Source organism: Denitromonas halophila (genome assembly GCF_007625155.1).
Taxonomy (GTDB): Bacteria; Pseudomonadota; Gammaproteobacteria; order Burkholderiales; family Rhodocyclaceae; genus Nitrogeniibacter; species Nitrogeniibacter halophilus.
Genome location: NZ_VMNK01000007.1, coordinates 118,866 through 135,302 on the forward strand (window position 1 = coordinate 118,866; position 16,437 = coordinate 135,302).

Genomic DNA, 16,437 nt, shown 5'->3' on the forward strand with positions numbered 1-16,437 from the left:
AATATCCTTAAAGGGGTACGCCAGACTTGATCAAACGCGCGTCGAACTGCTGGACAACCTCGGCAACCAGCGCATCGGTGCGTTCATTGAGAGCAATACGTGCCACCGGCAACAGGGCGGCGGCGGCGCGATCGCGCCACTGGATGACCCACTTGGCGAGGATTGCCTTGTTCTCGTCGGATTCGGCGGCAGCGGTTTTCATCGTCGCGTCGGTCCACCGTTTCGTCTCGGTGAACCAGTCGGTCATGAACTGGGTCAGCATGGCGACCGGTGTGCCGCCCTTGGCGGAGAGCACGTCATCGACGATCGTTTCGTACACCAGCGGGTAGAGCAGCCCATCGAGCGCCACGTTCTGCGCCACAAACAGTTCGACCGGGTCCTTGATGACCATGCAGTCCTCGACATAGCGGCGCAGACCTTGCCAGGCGTCGCCCTCCATCCACGACGTCTTTGCCACCTCAAGCGACTCGACGCCACCGAGCAGGAGGCCGACCCGGGTCAGGTACTGGGCAATGCCGAGTTGGTCCATCGCCTGATAGATGCCCGGCTGCGAAAAGGCCGTGCCATAGCTGTAGGCGCAGATCGAAGCGTTGTTCATGTTCGATCCCCAGGCCACATGGCGCAGCGGCACCAGCAGTTCAAGCACGGTGGCGCGCACGTCGGCGGGCAAGGTGTCGGCGAGGTTGCGGTTCTCGACAAAGTCGAAGTTTGCCTCGGCGGTATCCTGCTGCTTGGCGCGGGCCATCGTATAGGCGCCGTAGTAAAACTGACGGGGGTCTTTGAAGGCGTACCAGTCGGCCATCTTGATGGCGGTGCGGGACGCATCGTAAATCTGATGATCCGGATCCCAGGTCGGCCGGTAATGGAAGTTGGCCGTTTGCTGCATGTCCAACGTCCCCTCCTGGTAGCGGGTCGCCGGCTTGTCGGCCCCGAGCCGGCGGGCAATATTGTCGAAAGTGTGACGCAACGGTTTGATGGTTACCGTTCGCAGATCAATGTGCATCCTTGTCTCCTCCTGTTGTTTTCTATCCGGCAACGCCGGTTTATTGCTTGTCGCGAAAACGCTCTTGCGTAGCGTCCCGCAGGCGCCACTCCCAGTCCGCCCCGGTATCGGCCAGCGGCCGCGGGCCTTCCATGAAAATCACGTCGTTATTGCTGCAGAACGCCTCGAAGGCATCGGCCGGCAGCAGCATCTCGACGTACAGCTCGGGCAAGCCGATCGAGAACTCGAACTCGACCAGACCGTTCGCACGCCGCTCCACAACGCGAACGTATTTCTTGCTCACATCGATCCGCATCTCCACCTGCGCCATTCCGTTCTCCATTTGATAAGCACCTACCAGCCCTTACAGACCTATCACTCAAGGCCTGTGCCAGTTGCGCCAAGCATCTGTTTTTAACCGGATATTTTTATTTTTCTCGAGATTTTGTTTGAAAAGGCAAGTTTATGGAGTGATCAATTGATCAAATACATCGTCTCAGCTCACCAAATGATCAACCGTGTTTTGTGCTTTGCAACAAAGGCTTAGCTGCGACAGGCAAAAAAAACCCGGCATGGCGCCGGGTCGGTGAGTGGGCTGAAGACGTGAAGATCACCGAGGCGCTTTCATGCGTGCTGCGTGCGGTGTCTCGGGCGCCGACCGTGCGGCTGACAGGCACTTGAGCATCTTTCCCAGCACTTCCAGGTCGAGGTCGGAGTGCGGAATCAACTTGCACGCCAGCACGACACCGACCGCCTCCTCGGCTTCGGAGACACAGGCGCGACTCATCTTGCGCACCGTGTATTGCCCCGAACGCACCCGCACGCGGCACACGCCGCAGCCACCGCCCCGGCAGCCGACGGGAATGCCGCGATACCCCAACAACTCCATGGCATACAACACGCTTTCGTCTGACCGGCACGCAAAGCTATCCGCGGTATTGAGCAGACGGATCGTGAATCGCCGCACCTCTTGCTTGACCATGTGAAGCTCGCTATTAATCTCGAGATTTCATACAATACGCGGAAACTTCGCCGAAGAAAATCCTTCTATTACAAAAGAGAGGGTCGTGAAATCCTCCGTATCGGAGGACGGACACGCGCGGTTCCGGGCGCAATCGGTGCTATAAGAAAGAGACTCGGAATCCCTGACAGACAAGCACATACCGAGACCCCGAGGAGGCCATGTGGCGGGAATTGAATACCCGGAAATCAATGACTTGCGCAGTCTGGTGCACTTTTCATCCGAAGATGGTCTGATCTGGCTGGATCAGAACCGCATGGTGTTGATGCACACCGCGTCGCTGAGCGAACTGCGCAAAGAGCTGATCACCTCGCTGGGCAATGAGCAGGCCCGCCGCGTCCTCACCCGAATGGGCTACGCCGCGGGTGTGCGCGACGCCGAGCTGGCCCGCAAGATTCGGGGCCATCAGAGCTTGAAGGACGCGTTTGTCGTCGGCCCACAGCTACATATGCTCGAAGGCAGTGTCCAGGTCGAAACCGTCCGCCTCGACATGGACATCGACAACGGCAAGTTCGACGGCGAGTTCATCTGGCATAACTCCTGGGAGGCCGAAGTCCACCTCGCGGAGTTCGGCCATGCCGCCGATCCCATCTGCTGGATGGAGCTGGGCTACGCCTCGGGCTACACCACCGCTTTCATGGGGCGTTTCATTCTCTTCAAGGAAGTCGAGTGTGCGGCCACCGGCACCAACCACTGCCGCATCGTCGGCCGCCCTGCCGAAGCCTGGCCGGATGCGGACGCCTACCTGCCCTATTTTGAGGAAGACTCGGTCCTCGGCAAGCTGCTTGAACTGCGCGACCAGGTGGACGCGCTGCGCTCCACGCTGTGCAAGAACCGGCCGACCACCAACCTGATCGGCGCCTCTGCCGGCTTCCAGACGGCCATTTCGCTCATCACCAAGGCGGCAGCCACCAATGTCACTGTGCTGCTGCTGGGCGAAACCGGCGTCGGCAAAGAGCGCTTTGCCCGAACCCTGCATGAGCTCGGCGCCCGCAAGGACGCCCCCTTTGTCGCCATCAACTGTGCCGCCCTGCCCCACGATCTGATCGAATCCGAACTCTTCGGTGTCGAAAAGGGGGCCTACACCGGTGCCGATACCTCGCGCGCCGGCAAGTTTGAGCGCGCCGACGGTGGCACCCTGTTTCTCGACGAAATCGGCGAACTCCCGGCCGCCGCGCAAGCCAAGCTGCTGCGCGCCCTGCAAGAAGGCGAAATCGAACGGCTGGGTGGCGACCAGGTCCGCAAGGTCAATGTCCGGCTAGTCGCGGCGACCAACGTCAATCTCCAGGAAGCCGTCAAGGAAGGGCGCTTTCGCAACGATCTGTATTACCGACTCAACGTCTATCCGGTCACCATCCCGCCCCTGCGCGAACGTGCCTCCGACATCCCCTTGCTGGTCGACGCGCTGCTGAAACGCTTCACCGCACTGCACGACAAGAAGCTCATGGGCATCACCGACAAAGCGCTCAGAGCGCTGGGCGACTACGCGTGGCCGGGCAACATCCGTGAGCTGGAAAACATCATCGAACGCGGCGTCATTCTTGCCCCCCAGCACGACTGGATCGAACTGGAGCACCTGTTTACAAGCCCGGCACAATACGATCAGTTCCCGATCGGCGTTGGTGCGGATGGCGTCTTGAGCAACAAGGCCCCGCACGAAATCAATGATCTCGCCACCCTTCTTTCGCAAAGCGGCAGATCACTGCACGATATCGAAAACCTGATGATCAACCATGCCGTCACGCAATCCGGCGGGAACCTCGCCAAAGCCGCCCGAGCCCTCGGCATATCGCGGCCACAACTGTCCTACCGACTGAAAAAACTCTCCGACACATCTTCCGCGTAAGGCCAGCGGGCTGTCGTGGTTCAATTTCCTCGGACACCTCGACAGGCGGATGATCCATCACGTGCTGGATCGGCAATTCAGGCCGACCACGATCAATGCCGCGTGGGTCTCGGATATTGCCTACGCTGGCTGGCTCTACCCGGCGGCGGTGATGGATCTGTACTCGCGCAAAATCGTCGGCTGGGCGATGGCGCCGAGCACGCATGCCAGAGCTGGTTTGTTCCGCCTTGAAGATGGCCATTACACGGCACCAAGCGCCGGCCGGGTTGATTGTGCATTCGGACCGTGGCAAGTCAGTACACCTGCGCCACCCATCGCGAACCGCTGAGCCGTCATGGCTTGCTGGTCAGCATGAGCCGTAAGGGCAACTGCTGGGACAACGCCGTGATGGAACGCTTCTTCCTGAATCTGAAGATGGACCGCGTTTGGCAGCAAGACTATGCAAACCATGCCGAGGCCAGCCGAAATGTCACCGACGACATCGTCGGTTTCTACAACACCGTCCGCTTGCATTCGACGCTGGGCTACATGGTAGCCCTCCGCGTACGAACGCAACGACGCCGCAAAACAGCTTATCGAGGTGTCCGAAAAAACTTGACCACTACGCCTGTTCGCTGGCCCCGTTTTGATGGGCGTCCCAGCCGCCGTTGCGCACAAGGAATGCCGGTCGGATGTGTGCCGGCCTTGGTCGGCTCCCGCCCAGTTCTGCAGAGGCGACGTCTGTCACACTGGAGCGCGAGCTCTCGCAAACGCCCCCGACGTCGGCCTCCTTCAATCCCGATCGAGTCTCACCAATAGCTTGCCCCGATTTCCCCCGTTGAACAGCAGCTTGAGCGACGGGAAGGCGTGTTCGATGCCCTCGACCACATGGGCCTGATACTTGAGCCGACCGGCCTGGAACCAACGGGTCAGATCACGCTCGCAACGTTGCTGATCGGCGCCCCCGAGGAAGTCGAAGACCACAAAACCTTCCATGCGGGCGCGGCGCATGAGCAGCATGAAGTGGTTCTTCACGCCATAGAGGGCGTCCGGGTCCTCGATGTTGTCGTAGTCGGAGATGCCGCCGCAGATCACGACGCGGGCGCCCATGGCCAGATGCGCGAGCGCGGCATCGAGGATGGGGCCGCCGACGTTGTCGAAAAAGATGTCCACGCCATCGGGACAGGTCCGGCCGATGGCCTCGAGGACGTTCTCGGCCTTGTAGTCGATGGCAGCGTCAAAACCCAATTCATTCACCAGCATGGCGCATTTCTCGGCGCCACCCGCAATGCCGACCACGCGGCAGCCGGCAATTTTGGCAATCTGCCCGGCCTGAACGCCGGTGGCCCCGGCGGCGCCGGAGATCAGCACCGTATCACCCGGGCGCGGCTGACCCTTGAGCAATAGACCGTAATAGGCGGTATGCGCGTTCATGGCCAGGGCGCAGATCGATGCTTCGAGCGACACCTCGGTCGGTGCCGGCATCTTCATCATGAAGGCGGTGCGATCGGGGTTGATGATCGAATACCGCGCCCACTGCATCAGCCCGTAGGCGATATCGCCCTCGGCCCAGCCCGGCGCGCGGGACTTGTCCACCACCCCGATGATGAAACCGCGCATGGGGTCGCCGAGCGGGATGGGCGGCAGATAGGTGTAGCGCGGCGACAGCCATACCCGGTTGGTCGGGTCGAGGGAGAGATACACCCCACGCACCCGGATCTCGCCCTCGCCCGGCTCCGGCATGGGCTGCTCACGCAGCACCAGATTGTCGTCACTCATCGGGCCATCGGCATGGCGGTTCATCACCCAGACCGCGTTCGTTTGTGTCATGTCTCCTGCTCCTTCGGGTTTTTGTCGGTGCGGGCTAAAGCGTGTAATCCGGGCAATCCCGGGCGAAAGCGATGTAATCGTCGAGTGCATCGGGGTTGGCCATGGAATCCGGATTGGCCGCCTTCGCCACCGGCACGCCCATCAGTAGTTTGCGCACCGGCACTTCCATTTTCTTGCCGGTGAGGGTGTAGGGAATCCGGTCCATGGCATAGATGCGATCCGGCACATGGCGGGGGGAATACTCGCTGCGCAGCCGATCGCAGATCCGTTTTTCCATCGCCGCGTCCAGGACTACGCCGGGGTCGAGTTTCACGAACAGGGGCATGAAAAATCGCCCCCCCGACAGGTCGAGGCACACGATCAGGCTATCGGCCACACCCGCGATCGCCTCGACACAGCGATAGATGTCGGCTGTGCCGATCCTGACCCCGAAGCGGTTGAGCGTCGAGTCAGAGCGCCCATAGATGTAGCAGCCGCCGCGGGCGTTGATCTTGAGATAGTCACCGTGACGCCACAGGCCGGGATAGACCTCGAAGTACGATTCCCGGAAACGCGTGTCGCCCTCATCATTCCAGAAACACAGGGGCATCGAGGGCATGGGCTGACACACTACCAGTTCGGCCACCTCGCCCACCACTGGCGCACCGGCCTCGTCAAGCGCCTTCACGTCGACACCCAGCATCCGCGCCTGGATTTCGCCAGCATACACCGGCAGCGTCGGCGAGGCGCCCACAAAGCCGGTGGCCACATCGGTGCCACCACTTTGCGAGGTGAGCCACAGGTCCGGGTTAATGTTCTCGTAACACCACACCATGGATTCGGGCGTCACCGGCGAGCCGCCCAGCAAAATGCCTTCGATGCACGACAGATCGTAGGTCTCGCTCGGATGGATGCCCCCCTTGGCCATCATGCCCACATAGGTGGGGCTGGCGCCGAAGAAGGTGGTGCCGGTGTCAGCGGCCATGCGCCACAACACGTCCGGGTCGGGATGGGCCGGGTTGCCGTCATAGAGCACGGCAGCGGCGCCCGACAGCAGCGAGCCAACGACGATGTTCCACATCACCCAACCGGTGGTGCTGTAGAAGAACATCACCCCACCGGGCTTGAGGTTGAAGTGGAAGTGCGAAAGCTTGAGCATCTCCAGGGTGATGCCGCCATGCCCATGCACGATGGGCTTGGGCAGGCCGGTGGTGCCGGAGGAATAGACGATCCACAGGGGATGCTCGAAGGGCGTGGGCGCGAATTCGAAGCCCGGCACGTCCACCCCGTCCGGCACCACATCCGGCCACCGGGCAACGCGCACGCCGGGCGTGGCCTCGAGGCCGGGATCATCCGGATTCAGATAGGGCAGGCAGACGATGGTCTCCAGCGTCGGCAGGCTGGCGGCGATTTCGCGGGATTCGGGCCGGCGGTCGAAGTCCTTGCCGCCGTAGCGATAGCCGTCAATGGTGAACAGCACCTTGGGCCGGATCTGCACGAAGCGGTCAAGCACGCTCTTGACGCCGAAATCCGGCGAGCAGCTCGACCAGATCGCCCCCACCGCCGCCGTGGCCAGCATCGCCACCGCCGCCTGCGGCGTGTTGGGCAGGTAGGACACCACCCGGTCGCCCTGCTCCACCCCGGACTCGCGCAGCCAGGTGGCCAGGCACCGCACCTGACGGGCCAGTTCATCCCATGTCATGTGCTGAAGCGGATTGAGTTCCGACAGATGATGCAGCGCCACCTCGCCCGGCCGGGCCTGGCGCAGCAGCTGTTCGGCGAAGTTCACCTGCGCACCCGGAAACCAGCGCGCGCCCGGCATCACCGGGTTTTCGAGCACGGCGCGGTAAGGGGTCGGCGAGCTGATGCCGAAGTAGTCCCAGAGCGCCTCCCAGAACGCCGCCACGTCCTTCACTGACCAGGCCCACAGGGCGGGATAGTCGGCGCAGTCCACCCCGCGCTCGCGGCGCAGCCAGTCAATAAACGCCGTGACATTCGAGCTGTCGACGAAGGCCTCACTCGGTGTCCACAACAAATCGCCTTCATTGACCATATCGCGTCTCCTCAATCGTTCTTGTTATCAGGTCGCCGTCCAGCCGCCATCGACCGGCAGCTCCACGCCGGTGATCCAGGACGAGGCCTCCGCCGCAAGGAAGCGCACCGCATGGGCGATGTCCGCCGGCTCGCCCATGCGCCCGATGGGATGGGCCTGGAGGAAAGCGGCGCGGATCTCGTCGAGCGAGGCGGTGCCGCCGGACAGGGCCTGGTTCTTGTGCAGGAAGGAATCGGCCATCTGGCTGGCGACCACCCCGGGATGGATGGAGTTGCAGCGGATGCCGTAGCCGAGGCGGCCGCATTCGACCGCCACATCCTTGGTGATCATCCGCACCGCGCCTTTACTCGCGCCATAGGCCGAGAGCCAGGGCACGCCGATCAGCCCGGCCACCGAGGACATGTTGATGATCGAACCGCCGCACCCGGCCGCACCGCCGGGGCGCATGGCGATCACCGCCTGTTTGCAGCCCAGGAACACGCCGTCCACGTTGATCGCCATGAGGCGACGGAAGTCGTCGAGGCTCACCTCGGTGATCGCGCCCATGATCTCGATGCCGGCGTTGTTCACCAGCACGTCGAGGCCACCGAAGCTGTCGATGGTGGTCGCGATGGCGCGCTCCCAGTCGGCTTCGCGGGTGACGTCGAGGGGGTGATAGTCCGCCTCGGCACCACTGGCGCGCAGGCTGGCGGCCGTATCGCGACCGATGTCGTCGAGCACATCGGTGAGCATCACCCGCGCCCCGGCATTGGCCAGATGGCGGGCACATTCGGCACCGATGCCGCGCGCCGCGCCGGTGATCAGCGCGACCTTGCCGTCGAGGCGGAAGGGATCAGCGGCACTCATGCGCTCACCTCCGCCAGTTCCGCCTGACGATCGCGTCGACGCAGCACGGCGAGGCGATCGAGCACGGTCTCGGGCACCGCGTCGGCCGGGATACTGCCGTGGTAGAGCCGGGCGTTCGGCGGAGCGAGCGATTCGCCTCCGTCATGCCAGAAGGCCTCGGCCACGCACACCTCGCGGTTGCCCGCGGGCGCGATCAGCAGATCGAGCGCACCGTCCTCATTCACCGGCAGCAGGCCGGCCGGATCGAGCAGGCCGATGGCCCAGCGGAAATGCCGGCAGGTCTTGAACACCGAATCATAAAGTGACAGGTCGTCGGCGTTGCGTGCACCGTTGTCGGCCGACTCGCACAGCAGCACCAGATCGACGCCCGCCGAGGCGAACTCACCGAGGAAGTTGGCCACATACACCGCCGCGCCGTCGATCTCGTCCGGGTCGTTCGCCACATCTGCCGCCATCGGTTCGCCATGAGCCACGGCGTAGGCGGCGGCCAGCCACTGGCGCGGCGAGGGCAGCACCAGCGCCAGCGGACGCTCACTATCGGCGGCGCGCAGCGGCCCCAGCAGGGCCGAGACCGCCTGGCGCAGGCCGGCGTCCTCGAGCAGGCGGCGCAGCGGGTAGGCCGGCCGCTTCTTCTCGCCCATGGCGGCCGACAGGGCCGGACTGGCGCGCAGCAGCGCCTCGGCGATACGCGCCACCGGCACGGTGATCACATCGGAACCCAACAGCCCCTGGGCCTTGCCATGGAAGGCGGCAAAGGCCGCGTCATCCAGCCAGGGCACACCACTGGCGCCGGCCAGCCGTGCCCCCGCATAGTCGTAAAAATCCAGCCACACCAGCGGCTCACCGCCGGCCAGTCGGTCCATGAAAGAAGTACTCATCGGAATCCTCCCGCAGGATATCGGTCAGCCACGCCCGGCCGTCGCAGCGGCCAGTTGCGCTTCGAGTTCGGCAATACGCACATCCTTGGGGTTGGGCATCATCACGCCTTGCACCGCGCCCCGCTGCATCACCACACGGCCGGCCCCCTGGCCCGCGTAGATACGGGTGGGGTCGTCCCAGCTGCCGTAATACGGCAGATCCTCGGGCGGCTCGGGGCGCACCCACTCGGCCACGAATTCGTCGAAGGGCTTGCCCCGGCGCTTGCGCGACTCGCGCTCGGCGGCGCGGGCGGCACGGGTGGCCTCCACATCGAGCACCAGTGAGTCGGTGTCATACACCACGTGATAGAGCGCGCGAGCGGTCTCGTGGGAGATAAGGTCTTCTTCCAGATCGCGGATCACCAGATTCGGATCGCGGTCGAGCACGTCGCCATAACCGGCGCCGGCGCCCTGGCAGATCATGTAGACCTCGCCCTCCTGCACCGGCTCGAAGGTCATCCCCATGTCGTAGGCGCCGTATTTGGCGCCGGGGATGGCCTGCTCGTTCATGAGCTCGACCAGGTCGAACTTGAAACTGCGCGGATCGGTCTTGAGGGTGTCGAAGACATTCACCTCGCGGATCTTGCACAAGGTGTACACCGGCGAGGCGTAGCCGCCAAAAAGCCCGTAGGCACTCGGATGCAGCGAGCCGGTGCCGCCGGTCATGAAGCCCCAGAAGCCTGCGTCTCGACTGGTGATGAGCTGCTCGTAGCCGAGGCCGCCGCGATACTTGCCGAAGCCGACCCGGTCCTTGGTCAGATGCTGGGCCACCAGCCGCAGCACCGGCAGTTCCTCCTCGATCAGCTCCTGCTCACCGGTGTCGCACATGTAGCCGAAGCACGGAGCCACCGCATGCTCGCCATCACGGTTTTCGCGCGCGCCGCCGCCGTTGCCGTTGATGTCGGCGCAGAAGTTGCCGGTCACCTCGCCATGCTGGGTGACGCCGCCGTAAATAAAGGTGTAGGGCTGATTGAAGTGCGAGGAGTAGATCGCGGTGTAGCGGGTCGGGCAGCTGTACATGAACTTCGCCAGCGCGATGGTCGGCAGGGTGAAAGACTTGAACAGGGGAATCAGGCTCATGCAGTTGGGCGCGTCAAAGGACGAGTCCAGCAGCGAGTTCTCGTCCGAGAGCACCTCCACCGCCGAGAAGCAGGCCATGTTGTGAGGCAGGTCCGGCCAGATGTAAAGCAGGTAGGCGGTGGCGATGCAGGTCTTGAGCGAGGCCAGGGTCGTATTGATGGAGCGGTTGGTGAACTCGGGGCTGGAGCCGCGCACATCCAGGATCATGTGCTCGCCCTTGACCGTAACGGTGAGGTTGTACTTGATCAGCACGTTCTCGCGCAGGGTGCCGTCAATGAAGGCATGGGTGCGCACGGTACCGTCGGGCATCTCGCGGATGCGTCGGCGCACCTCCACGTCCACGTCCTCAATGTTCTTGCGCAGGCAGGCGATGAGGTTTTCCTTGCCGTACTCGGCAATCACCGAGCGGATGCGCTCGATCAGGCGCAGGCAGGCATGCAGCTTGACCTTCACGTCCTCGTACTGGAGCTTGGGGTCGCGCACCGAGTTCTGCAAGAAGGTGAGCAGATCGCGCCGCACCTGGTTGTTCTCGACGATGCGAAACGGCGGCATCTTGAGCCCCTCGTCCCACTTGCTCTCGGCCGCCGCCGGCATGCCGCCGGGCTCGCAAGCGCCGTTCTCGCCCTCGTGGATGGTCGAGGACACCCAGCAGATCACCTCGCCCTCGTGGAACACCGGCATGATCATGCTCTGGTCGGTGTTGTGGATGTTGCCGTAGCGCGAGTCGTTATGGATGAAGCCGTCGCCCTCACGCAGGCCCACCGTCGGGTCGTGCGCCCAATACTTGGCAATGAACTTGAGCGGGTAGTGACACACGCCGGAGAACACCACCACCCCCTTGGGGCTGATCGACGACAGATCGCCGGTAGCGGTGTAGACCGCGGTCACCAGGTCGCCCCATTTTGCACCCGGCGCGGTACCCATTTGTTCGACCATGTCGTAGGTCTCATCGAGCGCCGCATGCAGGCGGCCACGCACCAGATTGAGCGCGTGCGGGTCGAGCTCGCTGTTGAGCAACGCATCCTCGACCTCGGTGCGTGGGCCGATGTGGTGATCGCGCATGATCGCCGGGTCGGGTCCATAGAACAGCGAGTTCTCTTCCAGGAAGGTATCCAGCAAGGCCTGCTCGTCGGCACTCAAGGCCGCTTTCATTTGATTGTCGGTATGTCCCATTTCGGTCTCCGCGAAGTGCTCTTTTGAGGGCGTCAGTCGGCGAGTTGCTTGAACCACACCGCGCCCTGACCGGCGGCCCGGTACTGCCAGCCGGGTTCGACGAGGTAAGTGGTTGCCGTGGTCACGACGATGGCCGGGCCGACGATGCGAGTGCCCTCCTCGAGCGCCGCGTCGTCGTAGATGGGTGTCTCAACTGCGCCATCGACACCGACAAAATGGCAGGCCCGACTGCCCACCGGCGCGCCCGGCGCCTTGTCCGGCCCGGTCGGCTTGATGCCGGCGAAGCGCACGGTCTCCAGTTCTACGTAGGCGCACACCCGGATGGTGTTGATGCGCACGCCGGCTTCGGGCGCCTGACTCCCGGCACCGAAGCGGTCGCCGTAGCTGGTGTGGAACTGGTCCATAAGCTTGAGCACGTCGGCCATGCTGGCCAGGCGGCTGAGCTCGGTGACCACCGCGGTCTCGACCCGCTGGTTGCCGTAGCGCATATCGAGTTCGAGTCGGTAGCGGATGTCCTCGGTCCGCATACCCTGGCGCGTCAGGTCCTCGCTGCCGCGCATTTCCAGATCGGCGACGATCTCGTTGAAGCGGGTGTAGTCGTTGAACAGCTGCTTGCGATTCGAGTCGAACAACACCATGAACACCGAAGATTCGTGGATGTGCATCTGGTGCATGTTTCCGGCGCCGCAGGCCGAGAACACCGAGCTGTAGGGCGGCGCCAGAATATGGCCAATGCCAAGGCTGCGGGCTATTCCACAAGCGTGCAGCGGGCCATTGCCGCCGTAAGCGAGCATGGTGAACTGGCCGGGGTCATAGCCGCGGGCACGCAACTCGGCGGCCATGCCGTTGGCCATGTTGGCATCCACGGTCTGCTTGATGAGCTTGCACACCTCGATGGTGTCCAGATCGAGCTCATCGCACAGGGAATCTTCAATGGCACGCTTGGCCCTGCGCGGGTTGAGCTTGATCTTGCCACCGGCATAGTTCTCGGGGTCGAGATAGCCGAGCAGCAGGTCGGTGTCGGTCACCGTGGGCTTGAGGCCGCCGCGGTCGTAACTGGCCGGACCGGGGTCGGATCCGGCACTTTCGGGGCCCACCTTGACGGTGTTGTACATCCGATCAAACGTAGCCACCGAGCCGCCACCGGCACCGAGCGTGACCAGGTGCACCATGGGCACGCTCACCATCCAGCGCTCGATCACCGGGTTGAAGTCATAGTGCTTCACCCCGCCTTCGACCACGATGCCGATGTCGAAACTGGTGCCACCCATATCGGTGGCCACCACGTTACCCAGACCTGCCTCCATGGCCAGGTGTTCAGAAGCCGCCACCCCCGACACCGGGCCTGAATGCACGGTCTGCAAGGCATCGGTGGAGTTGAGCTGGGCCATGCCGCCGGAGTTGTGCACCACCAGCATGGGGCGCTGGTAGCCAGAATTGCGCAAATTCAGCTCCAGCGTGCCGAGCCCGTGGTACATGACCTTGTGCAAGAAGGCATCCATGATCGCCGACATGCCGCGCACATACTCGCCCTTGCGCCCCGCCACCTGGTGCGAGAGCACGATGGGCAGCGCACCGAGCATGTGGGCCGGATATTCCTCAAGAAAGATCTCGCGCACGCGCAGCTCGTGATCGGGGTTCACCACGCTGTTGGCCAGCATCACCACCAGCGCCTCAGCGCCCTTGTCCACCAGCTCACGCAGTTGCAGGCGCAGGTCATCCTCGTCGATGTCCATCACCACCGCGCCCTTGTAGTCGATGCGCTCGCGCACCTGTCGAATCATCGGGATGGGCACCAGCGGATCGGGTCGGGCAGCGTTGGGGATATCCATCTGCCGGCTGATATCCAGCCCCTCGCCGTAGCCGCGGCCGCGCGAGATGGGCAGCACGCTCTTGAAACCGGCAGTGACCAGCACCGCCACTTTCGGTCCTCGCCGCTGGATCAGCGCGTTGGTGCCAAGCGTGGTCGCGTAGCGCACCGAGTCCACTTCGGAGAGCAGTGCCTCGCGATCAACCCCCAGGTCGCCACAGGCATAGTCGAGCGCCTCGTTAAAGCCCAGCGCCAGGTTGTGATGCGTGGTCAGCGCCTTGCGCTGCACATAATTCCCGTCCCACACGACGAAGCAGTCGGTGAAGGTGCCACCGATATCGACAGCCACACGTTTCATGATTGTTCTTCCTCGTGCCAGTTAGTGGGCGTGGGTTTCGCGCAGTTTGCGAATGCGCTCGTCGTCGTCCGGAATCTCGACAGACGCGGGCGCCGGTCGGTCTTTCCACTGGGCCCGCAAGGCGTCGATGTCGAATTCCATGTCATGCAGCGGCGGATGGCCGGGCACGGTGTACTCGGTCTCGACCAGCGTGCCGCAGGAGGGGCAGTAGTATTCGAGCAGCGCACACCAGGCGGGGTCCGGCGCGAAGCTGCGCTGATACTTGGTGGTGTCGAGCAAGGGCTTGTGGATCTCGCGCGGATTTCGGTCATACACCAGCAAGCCCTTCTTGTAGTTCTCGCGGGCGCTCTGGATCACATGGCCGCAGCAGCGGCATTCCCACATCTCGCGATCGAGGTCGATCGCCAGGTATTCGGTCATCGGTATTTTCATTGTGTGTCTCCTCGGATGTCGGCGTGGCGTTTCTGGCTAGTCGGCTTTTTCAAGCACCAGGTCCATGCCACCGGCAAAGCGGTAACGCCAACCGGCCGGCACGCGGCAGGTGAAGAAGTCTTCCTCGAGAATCGCCGGGCCCTGGCCACACGACCCGGCGCGGTTGTCGGCAATGCGCACCAGCGGCACATCACGGGCATCGTCGCCGGGCAGGCACACCCGTCGGGTACCGGCCGCGACCGCATCGTGCACCTCACCGCCATCGACCGCTTCGAAGGCCACATGCTCGATCGGCTTGGTCACGCGCATCGACACCGACAAGTGTTCACCCGCCGCCAGTGCCACGTTCAAGGGCTGACCCAGCGTGTGGACCAGCGGATGCGCCTCCCCCGTGGCGTCGATGCGATTGAGCGACATCGCCTGCTCGCACTCGTCGAGCTCGAAGCCCTCGGCATACATGTCGCGGCTGGCCCGGCTGAGCAGGCTGGCGATCATCTCGTCGAGCACATCCTGGTCGGCGCTGGGCAGATTGGCCTCGTAGTGATGGGCGATATCGCTGAAGCCGAGCCCGAAGGCGCTGAAGACCGCGGCCAGGGCCGGCACGATCACCCGGCGCACGCCGAGCCGGTCGGCCACATCGCAGATCAGCAGCGGCCCGCCCCCACCGAAGGCGGCCAGCGTGGTGTCCGGGGTGATCTCGGTGAAATGGCGAATGCTGTCGGCGACCTTGCCCACCCAGGCCCGCTCCATGGCGGTGAGCGCGTCGGGGATTGTCAGTCCGACAGCGGTCGCCACGTTCTCCTTGATCGCTGCCTCGGCGCGACCGGCATCAAGAGTGAGTTCGCCACCGAAATACGACTTCGGATCGAGAATGCCGGTCAGCAGGCACACATCGGTGATGCTCGCCAGCTTGCCGCCCAGTCCGAAGCACGCCGGGCCAGGCTGCGCGCCGACGCTCTCGGGGCCGACCTTGATATGGCCGCCCTCCGCGCGAATGATCGAACCGCCGCCGACGCCCACACTCACCACATCCACCAGTGGCAGGCTGATTTCGACCGACTCCACCTCGCCGTAGCGCAGGCTGCGCAAACGGTCGTTCTCGACCAGACCGATATCAGTGGTGGTGCCACCCACATCGACCGTCACCAGACGCGCCGCGCCATGCTGTGACGCCAGCGCACGCGCCCCTTCCATGCCACCACGCGGGCCGGAGCTGTAAGTCTTGAGCGCCACCGTCTTGGCCACCCGGGCCGAATCGCCGTCGTTGCGGAAGATCAGCAACGGAGTCTTGAAGCGATGTTCGCGAAGAATGTTTTCGGCGTGATAGAGGAAGGTTTCCATGGCCGGATGGAGAAAGGCGTTGAAGGCCGCCGTCCAGATCCGTCGGGCGTCATCCATGTCGCTGCCGATCTCGTGTGAAAAAAGCACCGGAATCGCCCCGAGCAAATGGGAGGGGAACTTGCGCAGGATGATCCGGCGAATCCGCTTTTCCTCCGCCTCGTGATCCGGACCAATGATGCCGACCACGAGTCGGTTGGCCCCGGCCGAGGCGAGCGCGTTGACCACCCGCACTACATCGGCCTCGAAGGCGGCGCCTTCGAGCGACAGGTCGATGGACGCGACACGCTGGTCAAACAAGGCGTCGAACATGTCCTCGCCGCCAGGTGAATGTCGCAACACATCGACCGAAATGCCGACCGGCAACACCAACCCGAGTCGCGGGCCCTTGCGTTCGACCAAGGCATTGGTGCCCTGGGTGGTCGAGTAACGGATGTAATCGGTTGTCCGCAGCAACTCGACGACGTTTTCATCGCCGTAGATTTCCCTCGACGCCTTCTTCAGCCCTTCGAAAAAGCACTTGCTCAAATCGTAGGGCGTGGTCAGGGTCTTGGTGCGGAAGATGGTCCCGCCTTCGACAACAACGATATCCGTCAGCGTGCCACCGTTATCTATATTGATGAGTTTTCCCACGTACGCACCTCTGGAACGGGGTTGATGAAGAGCCATTCGATGGACGCATTGTTTTGGAATTGGCCGCTCGCCACATCGTTAATAGGGATGATTTTTCAGACGCGGGGAGATACCCACAATGGACGACGAATTGCCACGGAAATCACGGTAAAAGTAGTCT

Annotated in this window: 12 protein-coding genes and 1 pseudogene; 2 read left to right on the forward strand and 11 right to left on the reverse strand. The window is 63.2% G+C overall.

Annotation, left to right across the window (positions count from 1 at the left end; all coding sequences use genetic code 11):
* Positions 1-7 precede the first annotated feature (7 nt).
* The 3 genes from FHP91_RS10055 to FHP91_RS10065 all read right to left on the reverse strand — a co-directional run bounded on the left by FHP91_RS10055 (position 8) and on the right by FHP91_RS10065 (position 1,964).
* On the reverse strand, positions 8-1,003 hold the full coding sequence (locus tag FHP91_RS10055; protein WP_144309468.1) for an aromatic/alkene monooxygenase hydroxylase subunit beta: 996 nt from the start codon (positions 1,001-1,003) through the stop codon (positions 8-10).
* A 40-nt stretch (positions 1,004-1,043) separates the two neighbouring features.
* Positions 1,044-1,313 (reverse strand): phenol hydroxylase subunit, encoded by a 270-nt coding sequence (locus FHP91_RS10060; RefSeq protein WP_144309469.1) that lies wholly within the window; start codon positions 1,311-1,313, stop codon positions 1,044-1,046.
* A gap of 279 nt (positions 1,314-1,592) precedes the next feature.
* Positions 1,593-1,964 (reverse strand): 2Fe-2S iron-sulfur cluster-binding protein, encoded by a 372-nt coding sequence (locus tag FHP91_RS10065; protein WP_144309470.1) that lies wholly within the window; start codon positions 1,962-1,964, stop codon positions 1,593-1,595.
* A gap of 202 nt (positions 1,965-2,166) precedes the next feature.
* Here FHP91_RS10065 and FHP91_RS10070 point away from each other — a divergent pair, with 202 nt between their 5' ends.
* The gene (locus FHP91_RS10070) at positions 2,167-3,849 is read left to right on the forward strand and encodes a sigma-54-dependent Fis family transcriptional regulator (RefSeq protein ID WP_144309471.1); all 1,683 of its coding nucleotides are present in this window, start codon (positions 2,167-2,169) and stop codon (positions 3,847-3,849) included.
* A pseudogene (locus FHP91_RS21450) lies at positions 3,848-4,447 on the forward strand (IS3 family transposase); the annotation flags it as partial. The gene FHP91_RS10070 and the pseudogene FHP91_RS21450, both read left to right, overlap by 2 nt.
* A gap of 173 nt (positions 4,448-4,620) precedes the next feature.
* On the opposite strand, the gene FHP91_RS10085 reads toward FHP91_RS21450, so the two are convergent.
* The 8 genes from FHP91_RS10085 to FHP91_RS10120 are packed head-to-tail and all read right to left on the reverse strand — an operon-like array spanning position 4,621 to position 16,277.
* The gene (locus FHP91_RS10085) at positions 4,621-5,658 is read right to left on the reverse strand and encodes an NADP-dependent oxidoreductase (protein WP_186301503.1); all 1,038 of its coding nucleotides are present in this window, start codon (positions 5,656-5,658) and stop codon (positions 4,621-4,623) included.
* Between the two features lie 34 nt (positions 5,659-5,692).
* On the reverse strand, positions 5,693-7,690 hold the full coding sequence (locus FHP91_RS10090; RefSeq protein ID WP_144309475.1) for an acetoacetate--CoA ligase: 1,998 nt from the start codon (positions 7,688-7,690) through the stop codon (positions 5,693-5,695).
* Positions 7,691-7,717: 27 nt separating this feature from the next.
* Entirely contained in the window at positions 7,718-8,536 is an 819-nt protein-coding gene (locus FHP91_RS10095) for a glucose 1-dehydrogenase (RefSeq protein WP_144309476.1), read from the reverse strand.
* A complete protein-coding gene (locus FHP91_RS10100) occupies positions 8,533-9,414 on the reverse strand; it encodes a hypothetical protein (RefSeq protein WP_144309477.1) in 882 nt (293 codons plus the stop codon). The genes FHP91_RS10095 and FHP91_RS10100 overlap by 4 nt, the downstream gene beginning before the upstream one ends.
* Positions 9,415-9,438: 24 nt before the next feature.
* The gene (locus FHP91_RS10105) at positions 9,439-11,706 is read right to left on the reverse strand and encodes a hydantoinase B/oxoprolinase family protein (protein WP_222105161.1); all 2,268 of its coding nucleotides are present in this window, start codon (positions 11,704-11,706) and stop codon (positions 9,439-9,441) included.
* A 32-nt stretch (positions 11,707-11,738) separates the two neighbouring features.
* A complete protein-coding gene (locus FHP91_RS10110; protein ID WP_144309478.1) occupies positions 11,739-13,874 on the reverse strand; it encodes a hydantoinase/oxoprolinase family protein in 2,136 nt (711 codons plus the stop codon).
* Between the two features lie 21 nt (positions 13,875-13,895).
* Positions 13,896-14,306 (reverse strand): acetone carboxylase subunit gamma, encoded by a 411-nt coding sequence (locus FHP91_RS10115; RefSeq protein ID WP_144309479.1) that lies wholly within the window; start codon positions 14,304-14,306, stop codon positions 13,896-13,898.
* Between the two features lie 36 nt (positions 14,307-14,342).
* On the reverse strand, positions 14,343-16,277 hold the full coding sequence (locus FHP91_RS10120) for a hydantoinase/oxoprolinase family protein (protein ID WP_144309480.1): 1,935 nt from the start codon (positions 16,275-16,277) through the stop codon (positions 14,343-14,345).
* Positions 16,278-16,437: the final 160 nt, after the last annotated feature.

What these genes read in the sequence shown, in the direction of transcription:
- FHP91_RS10085 (WP_186301503.1), bottom strand. Translation starts at nt 5,658, where the DNA reads ATGACACAAACGAACGCGGTCTGGGTGATGAACCGCCATGCCGATGGC.
- FHP91_RS10115 (WP_144309479.1), bottom strand. Translation starts at nt 14,306, where the DNA reads ATGAAAATACCGATGACCGAATACCTGGCGATCGACCTCGATCGCGAG.
- FHP91_RS10090 (WP_144309475.1), bottom strand. Translation starts at nt 7,690, where the DNA reads ATGGTCAATGAAGGCGATTTGTTGTGGACACCGAGTGAGGCCTTCGTC.
- FHP91_RS10095 (WP_144309476.1), bottom strand. Translation starts at nt 8,536, where the DNA reads ATGAGTGCCGCTGATCCCTTCCGCCTCGACGGCAAGGTCGCGCTGATC.
- FHP91_RS10060 (WP_144309469.1), bottom strand. Translation starts at nt 1,313, where the DNA reads ATGGCGCAGGTGGAGATGCGGATCGATGTGAGCAAGAAATACGTTCGC.
- FHP91_RS10105 (WP_222105161.1), bottom strand. Translation starts at nt 11,706, where the DNA reads ATGGGACATACCGACAATCAAATGAAAGCGGCCTTGAGTGCCGACGAG.
- FHP91_RS10065 (WP_144309470.1), bottom strand. Translation starts at nt 1,964, where the DNA reads ATGGTCAAGCAAGAGGTGCGGCGATTCACGATCCGTCTGCTCAATACC.
- FHP91_RS10055 (WP_144309468.1), bottom strand. Translation starts at nt 1,003, where the DNA reads ATGCACATTGATCTGCGAACGGTAACCATCAAACCGTTGCGTCACACT.
- FHP91_RS10100 (WP_144309477.1), bottom strand. Translation starts at nt 9,414, where the DNA reads ATGAGTACTTCTTTCATGGACCGACTGGCCGGCGGTGAGCCGCTGGTG.
- FHP91_RS10110 (WP_144309478.1), bottom strand. Translation starts at nt 13,874, where the DNA reads ATGAAACGTGTGGCTGTCGATATCGGTGGCACCTTCACCGACTGCTTC.